This is a genomic window from Microbulbifer variabilis (assembly GCF_052468405.1).
In genome coordinates, this window is record NZ_CP174343.1 from 852,670 (window position 1) to 867,439 (window position 14,770).

General features: G+C 41.5%; 13 protein-coding genes. 9 read left to right on the forward strand and 4 right to left on the reverse strand.

What is annotated here, in order from left to right; translation table 11 throughout:
* The first annotated feature begins 57 nt into the window (after window positions 1-57).
* From ACJJJB_RS04170 to ACJJJB_RS04195, 6 genes are all read left to right on the forward strand, one after another.
* On the forward strand, window positions 58-438 hold the full coding sequence (locus ACJJJB_RS04170; RefSeq protein ID WP_020411822.1) for a hypothetical protein: 381 nt from the start codon (window positions 58-60) through the stop codon (window positions 436-438).
* A gap of 1,021 nt (window positions 439-1,459) precedes the next feature.
* Window positions 1,460-3,853: a hypothetical protein gene (locus ACJJJB_RS04175; RefSeq protein WP_353375002.1), complete on the forward strand. Its 2,394-nt coding sequence runs from the start codon at window positions 1,460-1,462 to the stop codon at window positions 3,851-3,853.
* Window positions 3,854-3,866: 13 nt separating this feature from the next.
* Window positions 3,867-7,838: a DUF637 domain-containing protein gene (locus ACJJJB_RS04180; protein WP_445365786.1), complete on the forward strand. Its 3,972-nt coding sequence runs from the start codon at window positions 3,867-3,869 to the stop codon at window positions 7,836-7,838.
* A gap of 13 nt (window positions 7,839-7,851) precedes the next feature.
* Window positions 7,852-8,451, forward strand: coding sequence for a hypothetical protein (locus ACJJJB_RS04185; protein WP_026304915.1), 600 nt, complete (start codon window positions 7,852-7,854; stop codon window positions 8,449-8,451).
* A gap of 165 nt (window positions 8,452-8,616) precedes the next feature.
* Complete coding sequence (locus ACJJJB_RS04190) at window positions 8,617-9,123, forward strand: hypothetical protein (protein WP_020411826.1); 507 nt, start codon at window positions 8,617-8,619, stop codon at window positions 9,121-9,123.
* 38 nt (window positions 9,124-9,161) lie between these two features.
* Window positions 9,162-9,497, forward strand: a complete 336-nt coding sequence (locus tag ACJJJB_RS04195) for a hypothetical protein (protein ID WP_020411827.1) — start codon at window positions 9,162-9,164, stop codon at window positions 9,495-9,497.
* A gap of 270 nt (window positions 9,498-9,767) precedes the next feature.
* Here the strand turns inward: ACJJJB_RS04195 and ACJJJB_RS04200 are convergent, their stop codons facing one another.
* The gene (locus ACJJJB_RS04200; protein ID WP_445365787.1) at window positions 9,768-10,127 is read right to left on the reverse strand and encodes a hypothetical protein; all 360 of its coding nucleotides are present in this window, start codon (window positions 10,125-10,127) and stop codon (window positions 9,768-9,770) included.
* A 483-nt stretch (window positions 10,128-10,610) separates the two neighbouring features.
* Here ACJJJB_RS04200 and ACJJJB_RS04205 point away from each other — a divergent pair, with 483 nt between their 5' ends.
* From ACJJJB_RS04205 to ACJJJB_RS04215, 3 genes are all read left to right on the forward strand, one after another.
* Window positions 10,611-10,952 carry a hypothetical protein gene (locus ACJJJB_RS04205; RefSeq protein ID WP_020411829.1) on the forward strand — a complete coding sequence of 114 codons (342 nt, stop codon included), beginning with the start codon at window positions 10,611-10,613 and terminating at the stop codon, window positions 10,950-10,952.
* 1,054 nt (window positions 10,953-12,006) lie between these two features.
* Window positions 12,007-12,168 (forward strand): hypothetical protein, encoded by a 162-nt coding sequence (locus ACJJJB_RS04210; RefSeq protein ID WP_020411831.1) that lies wholly within the window; start codon window positions 12,007-12,009, stop codon window positions 12,166-12,168.
* Window positions 12,169-12,307: 139 nt separating this feature from the next.
* Window positions 12,308-12,547, forward strand: a complete 240-nt coding sequence (locus tag ACJJJB_RS04215; protein ID WP_445365788.1) for an alpha/beta fold hydrolase — start codon at window positions 12,308-12,310, stop codon at window positions 12,545-12,547.
* Window positions 12,548-12,620: 73 nt separating this feature from the next.
* Here the strand turns inward: ACJJJB_RS04215 and ACJJJB_RS04220 are convergent, their stop codons facing one another.
* The 3 genes from ACJJJB_RS04220 to ACJJJB_RS04230 form a co-directional block, all read right to left on the reverse strand.
* Window positions 12,621-13,520, reverse strand: coding sequence for an alpha/beta hydrolase (locus tag ACJJJB_RS04220; protein WP_353375007.1), 900 nt, complete (start codon window positions 13,518-13,520; stop codon window positions 12,621-12,623).
* 231 nt (window positions 13,521-13,751) lie between these two features.
* Window positions 13,752-13,991: a hypothetical protein gene (locus ACJJJB_RS04225; protein ID WP_445365789.1), complete on the reverse strand. Its 240-nt coding sequence runs from the start codon at window positions 13,989-13,991 to the stop codon at window positions 13,752-13,754.
* Between the two features lie 217 nt (window positions 13,992-14,208).
* Window positions 14,209-14,466, reverse strand: a complete 258-nt coding sequence (locus tag ACJJJB_RS04230) for an ROK family protein (RefSeq protein ID WP_445365790.1) — start codon at window positions 14,464-14,466, stop codon at window positions 14,209-14,211.
* Window positions 14,467-14,770 lie beyond the last annotated feature (304 nt).

A 14,770-nucleotide genomic window follows, 5' to 3' on the forward strand; every position in this document is an offset into this window, starting at 1 on the left:
CCTTCAGAGCTATGGTTCAAACAGCTCACAAATTTGGAGTTCTCACGAGTTTTTATAATGAGTAAGTTTTTACATTCTGCAAAGTGGTTATTAGGTAGCTTGGTTTTACTGAGTGGGCAAACTCTCTCTTACGATGTGGGGAGTAGTCCTGTTGAGTATCTTCGTACCTATAAAGGGTATGCTGTTGCTACTCTTACAAATGAGGGGCCTAACCCCAATGGATGCACTGCAACTTATAAGAATTGGGGGGCTGGCAGGTATGTCGCCATTGAGTTTGACACAGAAGAAGGGCAGGAGATGTATAGTGCCTTATTGGCTGCCTACTTAAGCGGTAACAAGGTAGCATTTGGGGCTTATGATGGTAAAGACCGTTGTAAGATGTGGAATGGAACGAATACTATTCCGGTTGCATATCGAATAGATATTCTTCGCAAATAGTTATAAATCCAAAAAATTATCGTCTACGCATAGATGATTATATTATAGCCCTAATAAAAGAGAGGCGGTGTAAAGACAGAACCGCCTCTCTTTTTAGTGCTACTTTTACAATGTAAAATATGGTAACCCCTTATTGTTTAAAGAGTGCTATGTTTATATGGGTTTTATTCTATCCAGTTTTTAATTGGGATTAATTAAGCATGATTTTCCATGCAGACTTAAGATATATATTGTAATGAATTTATTTGCCATTTGCGTAGCTAAAGTAACGGATAATATTTAATCCACCACTTGCTTGTTGGCTATAAAAGTCAATTGGGGCGAATTTAAGAAGCAGCCATTTGTTATTGCAAAGAGCGAATTTTAATTATAGGTAACTGCTTTCAGAACTCCTCTAGTATGAATTCAGATAAACAGAACTTATCTTTGGATATTGATTAGGCTGCCCACCGCATCCACTTACCCAGAAATTTACTTTTTTGCCATCTAGTTTAAGTGGGGGTTTATAAGTCCCCTAACATACTAAATAGTTATAGGATTTTTTTGCTTTTAGTAATCAATATATCTTTTTAATTGTTATTTAATGTTGAAGAGTGGTTTCAGTTGAAGAATTGGATTTCATCCAGTGATTTATTTGAAATTTTTTAAGGGCATCTTTGGTGTCCTTATTTTCCTATCGCCTATTCCAATAGCTTTAAGGCAAGTTAGGTGGGATTGAATGAAAGTGCACTATGTCACTTATGACAGTTAAGTTCTTTTTTTCGTTTCTCTTGCTCTATCGCTACTCTATTTTTGTACTGAATCATAAAGTCCCGCAATATTAAATCCAATTGATTCCTTATTGCCCTTATGTTTTTTAGGGTGGAGAAATTGATGCTTGACTTTCAACAGAGTGAATATAGGATTCGCCATCCGGCAGTCTATTGGTAAGCTATGTTTCATCCCTTGGAAGATAGATTCTTTTAGTTGTAGGTGTTAGTGATTAGGTAATACAAGCATAAATCTTTGGGGTTAAGAATTTTTGCTTACTAAAAAAGGTAGTGGAGTTATGGGGTTGTGGTTAAGGCTTAGCCTTTGGTTATTTTTATGTGTCAGTGAAGTGGTAATAGCCTCGCAGATTTTACCTGCGTCTCAGCATGCTTCAGATATTAAGCTGATAACAAGCACTGAAGATGGCAGTGTTGAAAATCTTATTATCAGGCCTCCTAACGATTCGGGGATTTCTGTTAACCGGTTTTCTACTTTCTCAGTATCGAATAAATCACTAAAGATTCTTAATTTACCTGAATTCTCCGGTTCAACGAGCTTGCCAGCCACATTAATTGTTATTCAGTCTAACAATCTGTCCCTGGCTAACAATATAGAGCTGGTTGGAGAGCCAGCAGATGTACTTTTCATTACAGATAGCAGTAGCTCCACAGTATCTTGCTCTGGGTGTAGTTTTGCCAACTTTCAACGTATCTCCCTAGCCGCTGGCACCCTCAGTAAAAGTTTATCCGATAGCACCAGTAATATCGGTGATATTAAACTGTTAGGAACGATTAATATCAACCAGCTTTCGGCTCCAGGTGCGCTGTCAGTCGATGTCATGGGGCGTTATATGAGCCTCAATGGTGAAATTAATACACATCAGAACGTCTCCTTAACATCTGGTGGGGATTACATTAGTGATACGTCGGGTCGCTTAACCACAGGTGGTGGGGCGGTTAACCTGTACTTGGGTAACTATTCACTGAGGTATGAATCCCGAGAGATTACCAATATCCCCTCGCAAGCAAAGCCCTCTTCCTACACAACCTTGAATGGCACTATTCGTTCTACATCTGTTACGGCCACAATGGCTAATACTTGGTACAGAATTGCAACGAATATTGATACCAGTAGTAATCTCATCTACTCAACGAGCTATCAAGATACTCATGTGATCAATGAAGAATCGATACTGATACAGAGTTTTAGTTCGCCATTGATTATCAACAGTAAATTGGCATCTGATAACAGTGTTACACTGCAATCTTATGACAGCTTAATCATAAACGAGAATGCAGAAATCAATGCACATACACTATCGGTGCTTGCAAAAAATCAGATTATTAATGATGCGAATATATTAACTACCAAAACAGAAATTGCCGCCAATGATGTATTCAATAAAGGGGAAATCGAGGGGCTGTCTGGAGTAGATATCTCAGTTGTTGATAATCTGCTTAATTCCTTTGGTGGAATCATCCGGGGTAATCTGGTTAATTTAAAATCCGATAAAGGTTTGATTCGCAATGGTTCCAGAACGCCATTCTTGAGTGAATATAATCAATATAATAACTTGCTGAGCTGGGATATAAACAATATTAGCCCTGCTGAGTTGGGTACTTTTTTTGCGTTAGGGTTAGATGCTAATGAAGCGCAGGGTAAACAAAAAGCTGATACTCTTGCAGCCAATATCTTATCTAATAAACTAACTATTAAAGGCAAAGCCTTCGAAAATATTAACCCCTACTATGTGTATAAAGCACCAGGGGATGACTGGTCTACAGGCGTGCCATTAAATGCGGCACTAGCTAATCAGGTTTTGGTTTCTGCGGAAACTCAGTTCTTTATTAAGGCTGATAACTATGTAGTTAATTCCTCTGCTGTTATGCGCTTGAATCAACCAGGCGCTGTCTATATTGATACGAATCTATTAACTAATGAACGTTATCGCTCCCAAGTACTTATTGAACGAGAGTCTGATAAGTGGGAAGAAAATTTTTATTACTATTCTCCACCAGGTCTAATTCATACTGTTGGCGACTTTAATCTCAAAGCAAATACAGGTTTTATCAATAACACCGCCTTCTTCGAGGTTTTTGGCAATGCCACGCTGGATACTCCTAAACTAAAAGAATTGGGTATAGCAATTTCACAGGTTTCTTATACTACCTATACTACCGTTTATCACACATGTTTACAGAAGGGGCGAAATGGGGTTTGTACTGAGCCGGGTGAACCCAAAACTGTTGAGACAACCATTGTCCGTGTCAATCAGGATGAGAAAGAATCACTCTTTCATGTGGAAGGTAATTTCATTGGTCCTAAGACGACGGTGAATTTTTCTAAGCATGATCCCATTGCTTATTATCAAAATCTTGCAATTGCTGATTATAAATCACGGGAATTCTACATACCCTACGGTGACAAACAGCAATACAATAAAAATGGAGTCCCATTTTACAGTATATATACAAGCACTGCTCAAGATGAGATCAGAATTACTCAAACTAGGTGCATTGTAAATCAGCAGGATCCTGTTGATGATTCTTGTGTTTCAGGGGTAATTAAAACTGAGTCGATTACAGATGTCGTGATTGCTTACATGGAAAAGATTAAGAATGCCGTTCTAAGCTTTTTCGATCAAGAGTTTGACTGGTGGGACTAGGTTTTAGGGAAGTATGATAATGAATACAGAAAAAAAGACAGAAAGGTCTAGTTACACCAAGTGGCAGCGTCTCATAGCTTCCGTGGTGACTTTCTTTTTCTCTATGCAGCTATGTATGCCTGCTATGGCTGGTGTTGCTGGGATTATAGAATCTGCACTTATTGAAGCTGAGCTGAATGCCAATCATCTATTTCAGCGAGAAAATAACAACGAATATCAATTTAAGTCCGCTGACTATTTGGATACAAACGCCCATCAAACAGATGTAAATATAGAGAGCTTTTTTAAACGTTTAAAAGAAAGCAGCAAGGAAAATCTACCTGCGCCCTTGATGATACCCATTGGGGTAGGCGATATTACGGTTATTCTGCCTCACTACCCATTAATTAAGCGGGTGGGTACAAACTTTGTCCAGAGTCGTTATATTCGTTCACAAGTCTATGCCCAGCTCGGCAGGAATCTGATTAATACGCAGGTCTACGGCACAGAACGCGAGCAAATTAGCAAGTTATATGATAACGCATATAACTATGCACTCGTTTCCGGGAAAATATTTGGCGAACCTCTTGGGCTATCTGCCAGTCAGATTACAACCGATATGATTTGGCCAGAAGTGCGCTATATCAATGGTGAGAATGTTCTGGTTCCTATCCTCTATTTGAAGTCTTCCACCATAGATGCACAAAAAGTTACCGGTGATGAAAATGAATTTGGCGGTAGTCTTGTTGAGCTTGGCGGACTACAAATAGACAACACCGATGTTACCCTCCGCAGAGCTTCATTCCTAAAGATTGCTGAGAACTTGGTTAATAACCAGGGTAACTTAATCGCCGAAGATGATCTAAAAATAGTTGCAGGAGGTTCCCTGCAGAATATTTCCGGATTGATTTCAAGTGAAGGAGACTTGCTTATTGGTGCGCACTCTATTGAAAACCGCACTATTGTTCACCGTTACAACCTAGGACAATTTCAATCTGAACGGTTTGGTCCTATAGCAGAAATTAATGCTGAAGGCGATATCTACTTTAAAACCAGCTCCGATATTATATTACAAGGATCTGTAGTCTCTGCAGGAGAATCCATACGATTCGAAGCGGGTGGTGATATCTATATCGGCAGTCAGCAAATCACCAACCGTCGAGAAGGGTCTTCTGGAGGGATATCTTATCGCAGCTCCTCAATTGCTCACTTGGCCTCCAAGCTTTCAGCCAGCGATACCATTGCACTGATAGCACAGGGAAATATTCTAATTGATGCTTCTGAGATTATTAGCGATAGCGGTCATATTGAGATATTGTCTGGTCTCGGTATTACCATAGAAGACAATCTGAACGTCAGGGAATCTTATAGAAAAGGGAAATATGGTAAGCGAAAGATTGAAGAATCTATTTATCAGACGGTAGCAATACGCTCACTTCTGGATGCTGGCGAAGGTATTCGACTGCATAGTGAGTATGGAGATATCACCCTCCGCGCAGCTGATATATCCAGTGAAGATGGCACGAAAATTCAGGCCAAAAACGGCGGTGTCAACCTGTTGATGACAACAGAGACAGACCAGTATAGCTACACCTCAATTAAAAAGGGTTTATTTACTGTATCGGTTAAGTCTGAAGGTCACGTTATTGAAAAAGCTGTCACCAATTCAATTGTTGGTGGTCTTGCAGTTAAAGCCTTTTCCACCGTAAACGTGGAATATGAAGGTGACCGCTCCTTATCGATGGATGAACAAATTGCTCAGCTTTCCAAAATGGAAGGACTGGAGTGGATGGGATATGTACGCTCTGAATTTCCAAATGCTGACTGGACAGCTATTGAACTTCAGTACGAAGAGTGGAATGAATCCAGCACTAGTATTTCACCAGCTTTTGCTGCTGTGATTTCAATAGCTATGGCTATTGCCTCTGGAGGATCAAGCCTTACTGCATCATCCTGGATGCAGGCCGCAGTTGCCGCAGGTACCGCTACTCTTGAGACTCAATTAGTTATTGCACTAGCAAATGGAATTGTCGATGGCGATATTGCTGGATCAATGGAGAATTTAGCATCCTCAGAGACCTTTAAAGGGCTGGCTGTTGCTATGGTGACTGCAGGTGTTTTACATCAGGTTGATACCACTTTCTTTGGAGCGGATACGAATGCCATAAATAAAGGTAAAGAAGCCTTTGATGCCGCGATAGCGATCAATCCTAGTGATATCGCTGCTGCGGATAAAGCTTTCCAGGCTGCCTTCGATGCGGCAGCAGCACAAAGTGTTTTGTCACCTTTGCAGCAGGTTTCTCAGGCTGTGACTCATGCTGCAGTTAGAGCAGGAATACAAACAGGAGTTTATGATTCTGACTTTGAGGATACTTTTACTCAGTCACTGATGCAGAATGGGATCAACCGTCTTGGTGCCCATATGGCAAAAAAAATTGGGCAAGCTTGGGATCCTAAGGATACTAATACGGAGATAAGTAACTGGGATACGGCGATGAAGTATATCGCACATGCGGGTTCCGGTTGTGTTATTGGTGTACTTACTGCAGAGAATTCTGGCCAGCAAAATGCCTCTGATGGTTGTGTAAGTGGTGGAGCTGGTGCAGTTATTGGAGAATTTACCGCCACTGTCTATAGGGAAAGAACTAAGCCTCAGGTTGATAAAGCGAATACTGCAATCAATAACCTATTTAAAAAATATGGTGACGATGTAGCAGATTATGAGAGTAGGGGTTATTCTCGTGAGCAGATTGCAGATATTTTCCGTTATGAATACGGGTTAGGTGCAATTGAGCAGCAAATTACAGAGTTAAAAGAGCAAGGAGTAGATTTAGCTCGATTCTCTGCTGGACTTTCTGTATTTCTAGCGGGTGCGGAAGCGGCGGGTGTTAATACGGCAGCGGATGTTGGCGCTATCACTGCTGAGAATAATGCACTCTTCATATTCTTAATCCCAGTTATTTTAAAAGCAATTGACCTTGCACTACTTGGTGTCGATTTATACCCGATATACGAGGCCTATCGTGATGGAGGAGTCGATGCAGGTAATCAAGCTTTAGCTGATTATATTATTGTTAATGGTACTACCAATTTAGTTCTTACTCTGTTCCCTGGAGGAAAAATTGGTAATAAGCTCATTTCTAAGATGGATGAGAATGAGCTTTTCCAAGCAATTAAAGCCTGGGGGGAGCAGCTTGGAAATGTTGCCAAAGAAACAGGAGATGCATTTTTAACCCTCCTTGGTGAGAAAAGTGAGTTAGCTCTTGAGGGGCTTAAGGGATATATTCTCAGAAGAGAGTTGCGAGATGATAAAGAGGGACTTGAATTAAATGGCGGTAAAGTAGATACAGAGAAATATTTAGATGGGCTGACAGACTTCTACGAACGGAAGGGTGATCTTTATATTAGTAAAAAGGGCGAGGGAGTTGCATATAGAGATACTGGAGTTTTAGAAGATGGCAAACCGGTTTTACAAAGTGAGAAGGGATCTTATTACTTCTATGTAGATGAAAATGGTGTTCAAGTTCCCACTAGTTCGCCATTTGCAGCCAATGTCGATAAGTACCGCATATTTCATAATAAGCAGGTTGATGCTATTTTTATTGAATATGGAAAAATACCGAATATTAAAGTTCAAAAAGAAGTGACTGTTCAGTATGACAACGAGGGGCACGAATATCATGGTATGATCGCGCGGGCAGATCTTTCAGTGACCGGTGGCGGAAGAGATGGAGCTATTGATGTACCCGATGATTTTGAGTTATATGATCTAAATGGCAATCATATACCTGGAGGAAAGATCCAGCTTGACTCAGAGGGACGTGCACTTCTCGAAGTTAAGACAGGGAATGCAACATTAACGTCAAACCAAAAAGTAGTTTATGATGCATGTACCTCCGGCCAGGCAAGTGCATGTGGTGCTAATGCTGATGAAGGCGGGTTCAGAGGACAGATGGATGAGATATTTGTTTATATTCTAAGGTCAACAAAATCTCCACATGATTAAAGGCAGGTCTACCATGACTTTTAAAAAAGAAATCTTGGAGGCCGCCAAGGGAAAGGCGACCAAACTCCCAGATTGGCAGTTTGTTTCTAATAGGTTTAGATCTCGTCCAGTGAAATTTTGTGATCTATTAATAGCACCCTTTTGGAATTTTAGTGGTTCTCCTGCTTGGGTAACAACCCAGCCGGCTGCAGGTGTTTATATTAAAGAGGTGGAAGATATTTCATCTCATCTTTCAGGTCTTCCTCTGAGACGAACTGCTACCTTTTCAAGGAGAATTAGAATAGATGACCTAAAGAACCCTTTTAATCTAACAGTTTATGCTAAAGATTTCGGAAGCCAGGGAGAAGCTGTGGCGCAAGTTATGCGTGACCTGGATAATATAATCGAGTTTGGGCAGGCGTACTTAAGAAAGCAATATTGTCTAGACAGCAAAGAGTCGTTTTACCTAAGTGTACCTGAAGAAACACGTGGTATCTGGGCTACACACTATTGTATTGTGCGTGGATTGCTTGGAGATACGGATTATATAAAACGGGTGCTTCGCAAAGAAATTGATCCCGAGGGTCATCAAGAGCTAGAGCTTATTGGCAAGGTTTTGGATTATTTTTCTTGAGTTTAAAATGGGGGCAAGGTTCGTCTTGCCCTTAAACTCACTACATAAAAAGCTTTACGCATCTTTAGCCAAATTCACATATTAAAATTTGGTTTTATTTAATTGGCATTTGAGCTAATTTTATATTTAATCGAGTATCAGTCATAATTTTAAGAAGGCATTCCAATGAATATCAAACTGTTGGGCTATCATTCAGGTTTTGCTCTCTGTAATGCTTTATATATAGGTAGCGTCACTAAAGAAGAGGAATTGCTTGTTCCTTTTTGTTGTTTTTTTGATGCTGAACAAAGTGTGATTACTCCTTTCGAAGCAGAGTCACAAGCTTTAGCAGATCAGAAAGCCCGTGCGGCTATAGCGAAAGAAGAAAAAGATTGGACAGGATGGTGCTATGCACGTGAAGGAAAGGTGAACCTTCAAGGTGGAGGTAAATCTGATGCTTATGTGATCGAAGCAAAATTAAAGGAAATGAAGCAGCCTTTAAGCCTGATCCAGCTCTTTGAATACCCATTTAAGCCCGTGAGCCGACTTATTGTTAGTGCTCCTAACGATTTTCGTGAAGTATTTGCAAATAATCTTCCTGCATTTAGAGAAGCATTTATTCAAGGGGCTAGATCTCACAAGCTGGGTGGTGAGAATTGGAAAGAGTGGGAGTCCACAGTTTTTACTGGTTAAGACTGTTTAGAAGAAGATGGTTGTTGTTTAGAGAAAAAATGAAAGATTTCGGAAAAGTATTGTTCTTAATTATTTTCTTTGTACCTTTGCTAGGTCGAGCCGAATGGACTCCCTATTCAAAAATTTCCTATATGAAAGTCCACGATGCTGGAGTTGAAATTAGATTGCAAAATTTCACCAATACCAGCTCAGAAATAAACTGTAAAAGTGATGTGGATTTTCATCTTACTGTTGAGGATACAAAACTATTTGATACAAAGCTCTCATTCTTACTGTCTGCGTATATGGCAAAGGAAACCGTTAGCTTTAGCTATTATGAGTGCAATAATACGGGCTCCAAAATACTGCTGTCTTCAGTTATGTTTCCTGAGTAGAAAAAATAGTAATGGTACCGTGTCCAATAAATTTGCCTTGCCCAGGACATAATCGATCTGAATGATTCTGAGTTTGTTAACGGTCGAGGCTTTGAGTTAGTAGAATGGGACGATCTATTTTTATTTGGTTTCGTTCCCTTGCGCATATAAGCCGGCATTCAAAAAGTGAGAGGCCTAGTTGAATGCCAGTTTGTTTAGTGGGTAGATTGTATTGTTTTAAGCTCGACCTAATTTAAAAAGTTAAACGGCAAATCGATGGCTATATATTTTCTATGGCATAACAGAGAGATTCCTCAAATCTGCAACATTGTGGTAAGTTGTACAGTCATCGCTACTCTTCAAAGTAACAGTCTGCTGGGCGGCGAGGGCGCTTAAAAGCAGGCTGAGATATATTTTGCCCTCTTCATTGGTACTATCATTAGCATCTTTGTTTATACCGTCAAACGCAAAACTATAGTTTGTATTGGTTGAACAGGAAACCTCTCCTAAAGGTGCTCCCTGAACTTTAACAAAAATTCTACCCTGATACTGTGGCCCAGTGTGAATTTGACTTAACTTTCCTGTAAAAGTGAACTCAGCGAGGCATATAGTAGGTAAAAAAATAAGTAGTAAGGCTAAAAATGTTTTCATTTTAAATACTATTGAATAATTGGGTGAGGGTATTTTTCTTTACTGTAAAACACTAAGTGATTATATTCGATTTTCCTATGTTAGTAAATTTTTCGATTGTTGGTAATAATGTATGCTTTTTGGGGGTAAGGCATATTATGCTTTCACTTCACTCTTTAGACGTTTGTTTGATTAGACCTTTTGATCTTATATGCAATAATTAAATTGTACAATTATGATCCCTGAAAAGCTTAAGTGAGACTGATTTTTTCAAATTAAAAAATTGAGGGTAAATGAAAGGCTACAATATCAGGTTTTTTTCAGTAGAGCACTATCGCAGTTTTTGGAATATATCGATTACGCCTCAGGTATAATTTATAATTAGTTTTGACATTCAAGGTTAACAGATTTTAAGGCTATACCTATACGTCATTAGGTTAAAATCTTATAATTTCTAGCAGTTGATCGATTGTTGTAAATTGAGAGTTAAATTTTGAGGTGTTGATGAGATTTTTAAGTGCTTTGAGCTTTACTATGGTCCTTTTAGCTGTAGATGTGCTGGCTCTAGGGGATGCTAACGAATCGACAGTGCGCTATATCGAGGTGTTTTCGAGTGCCTCCTCTAGAGATGGCGAAGTGGTTGTGAAGTTGGACGCTGAAACTGAGAGTTGTCATCAGTATTGGATAAAGTCGGAAGAGAGTGTAGGCCAAAAAAACTCAGTGGCTTCTATCTTGGCGTCACTCCATGCCAAATCTACAGTTCGGATTGTTGGTGATACTGACAGCCTTTGGAGTGGAAGCAGCGCCTTTAAGACCTGTGAGATTATTTCATTGCGTGTTCTGTAAAGGTTTTGTAGTTTGAAAACTGGTAATGTCTTCTAGCTAGAGCAGCCCCACTTTTGCTTGGTACAATATTGGTAAGTAGCTCCTCTTAGGGGGCGCACTCTGCGGTGTGAGAAGGTTGTATTAGGTGGCCGTATTTATTATGCGGCCTTTTAAAATGATCGTATGATAAGCAGAGTGACCTTTAGTTACTTGGCTCACAACAATATTTCAGCTCTCTTGCCCTGATATTGGATTGTCTCTACTCCATAAATAGTTTTTTTGATGCTCTCTTCTGCTAATTCTTCATCTGTCTTTTGTTGAGTTGTAATATACTGATTTATCGGCATTTCTTATGGGGTGTCGCAATAAAGTGAGAAGGTTAAGCTCGGTAAAGAGAAATGGGGCCCTTCTTATATGTGAGGCGAAGAATTCCTACCTTATTGTTATTTTGCTCTGTCTTAGCCCCCCATTTCGTCTCGAAGTTCGTATTTTGTTGGTATTTTTGTAATATAAGCGTCTTCAAGTTTTAACTCTGTTAGCTTTCCATTAATTTTATTTAGTCAATGCCTTGGATATTAATACATCTTGTTGAGTTTTAGTTCCAAGTCGGTGAATATATATTTAATCCATTATGGTTATAGTTCCTCCTTGCCATTTTTATTTTTTGTCTGTTAGATATTTGGTAATCAAATCAAGTACAAAGGGCAGGTGCTAAGTGGTGATGCAAAATTACAATTTTAGGTTTCTGGTAGCGACTTATCCAAACCATTAATTCTGTTTCTACAGGGCGGCTCGGGAGATGCGGAGTTGGGGTTGGTTCTATTTCAGGTGACTGCTGAACGGGCGCTCAAAGATAAGTATTTAGTGGCTTATCTTCATGAAATAGAGGCCGGCAAGTCTCTTGAGGTGAGTGACGATACATTAACGATAAAGAGTAATATTAAGGTATGCGTAATGTTATCTCTTTTCTAAATGAGCACTATAAGAAGGATAAGGTTACTTTAATTTGCCACTCTTGTGGTGGGGGCTTGCAGCTCTCTAGGCTAGTGAGCATCCTGAGACATTGGAGAGGCTGGTGTTTATCTCTTCCTCCCAGGATGCGCATAAGCAGGTAGAAATCAGTTTAGAAGCAACCCTGCAATGGGGGGAGAAGGACGGCAACCAGTTAGCAATACAGGAGTACAACAATATCATGAGTCTCCCTCTGAGTATTATCCGCTTCTTTCTAATTGGGTGAGTCGCGCGCGAATGGTGGTAACGCAAATGGGATCGATATTTGAGATTTTCTAGCAGTTGAAAAGATTAGTGAGAGATTTCCTGGGTGGCAGGAACGGCGTGGAAGTCTGGCTGACAAGATGCACGATGAGTTTTAGGCCATGAGCGTAAAGGGGGGTATCGATCATTTACAGATTCCTGCTCTATTTGTTGTCGGTGAGAATGATTCCATTACCACGCCTTCACAGGTAAAGGCAGATTATAAAAGGTATAAAGGGGGTAAATCTTTCTCGGTACTAAAAGATAGTCATCACTTGCCCTTTAAGGACGCAGCGGAACGTCTGGAGAAGACTATGTTAGTATTTTTAGAGGCCGGGGAGTATATTAGTGAAGAGCATTAGTGACGGATAGCAAGCTAGGCGAGTAGTCAGGGCCCAGTAACGTTTTCCTGCTATAGGGCCGGCAGGTTCGCGGTTAAAAAGAATACTTCCGTGGTAGCACCTTGGTTTTAAAAACCTGCTCTATCCCCTTATCGTAGCCTGGATTCACAACAGTATCGTGGTTTTCACCCTTAATGACTCGCTTGCGTAGAGTCAAATTTTCATAGTCGCGGGACTTGAGTCGCTGGGCCAGGTCCCTAAAGTCTTGAACGCCACAAACCTCTCCTTCTTCTAAGCAGACCTCCTCCCCACCGATAAACATATACACGCTTTTCGATAAGTCAGTCTGGCGTTCAGCGTAGGCAAGCTCACTCTCTAGAATTTGCTTATTGGCCCACCAGATACTCGGGCTGCCGATCACATAGCGGTCGAAGCTATCGGTGTGATTGAAGAGGGCGTGGAGGGCTAACAGTCCGCCGAGGGAGTGGCCAGCCAGTGTTTCGTCGCTTTCATCTCCTTTGAACGAATTATTGATGAAGGGCTTAAGCTCATTCTCCAAAAATTCCAGAAACTGATTTGCACCACCACCCAGGGTATTACCCCTGATTTCTCCAGGTACCGGAGTAAAATCCGTTAAGCGCAAAGTGAAGTTGGAGCTGTCCAAGGGGTGTGAGATACCTACAAGGATCACCGGCGGAAGCTTGGTATTACCCTGCTCATCGGGAACTTGTTCATGGATCAGGTTCGGTGCCACCATGGGGAAGTTCATATAACCATCGGTCATATAAATCACTGGGTATCTGGTATTGTCTTCGGGGTTAAAGGAGAGCGGCAGTAGCACATCAATAACAAATCCACGCCCCAATAAATCGGAATGGAAGTTGTAAGAGAGAATGCCCTGGCGGGTAAATGTTGTAGGTTCAGCAGTGCCGGCTTGCACAAGCTGCGTGGCCATAACCATTAAGCCAACTGTCAATATTTTAATTATTTTCATCTTCATCCCTTATTGAGCAACGCTTAAGTGTGCTCAGCCCCGTCATAAGGCGGTCAAGACTGACAAGCCTATCAGATCGGATACAAGACTAGCTACCTTGCGCTGTGCCAACAGTCGCAAAGATGAGTATATAAGTTGGAAAGGGAGTTGTGGGGCGCAGTTTGGCGGGTGGAGTGGCGCCAGGAATATTCCCCTGGCGCTTCCACATCCCGTGAGGGAGGATTTGGTTATCTAACAGTTGGGGCAAAGTACCTGGGCCATACGCAGAGAGCCCACCTCGCCAGAGCGGCCGGCGAATTTTGGTGGGACTATAAAAGAGCGGATGTTGCCTTGGGATACCTGGGGTAAATAACCACTTGCCAGGTTGAGAAACTTGTGGTGAATGTGTGCAAATAGGCACGCTTGTTCCATGAAGCCACCACCGAGGATGATTCGCTCCGGTGAGTAGCGGCAGGTCAGGTTCACGCACATAGTGGCCAGATATCCGGTTTGAGGTCCCGGGCGGCATGGTCCCTGTCTATACTCTGGCCGCGCAAGCCCCAGCGGGATTCAATGCGGGGCCGCAGACGAGGCCTTCCAGACAATTGCCATGGAATGGGCTGTGGCCTGGATAGGGATCTCTTTATCGGTCCTGTGGCATCAACATATGGCCGATTTCCGAGAGCATGGCGCCGGTTACCATCCACTATTACCCGGCGCTGATACCGGTGCCGATGGTAATAAATAAACTCTTTACATCTATAGCGGCCCTGCGCAGGTGTTCTCCTAACGCTGCGCCATTGACATCAGTGTCAAAAGCCACGGGGATAGAGAGGGCCTTCTTCAGTTGGCCGGCCATGTTGGTGTTGGGGCACCCGCTTTTAGGGATGGCAGTGATATATCCGTAGTGTTTGGGTTGTGGATCCAGATCTTCTGGTCCAAAACTTGCGATATCCAGTGCAGGCATAGAGCCATGAGGTTGGGTGCCGGCGTGGAAAAATTTGGTTACCTTGCCCTTTCCTTTACTCTATTCGGCCCGGCGGCGATTGCATAATTTAACTTTGTACCGCCGGCTTCTATACCTCCAAGCAAGGTATTCACTGCTTTGCCTTGCACTTCCATCCGTATCTGCTCCGCAGTCTGGATAATGTATTCAATGGAATTATTAACCGGTTTGTCTTAACAGGTGACACCGTTAGGGGAGTGACTGCACTGCGGTTAGTTTTTGCTAAAGAAAAAGACCGGATGCCAACAGAGAAGTTGAGCTTTCG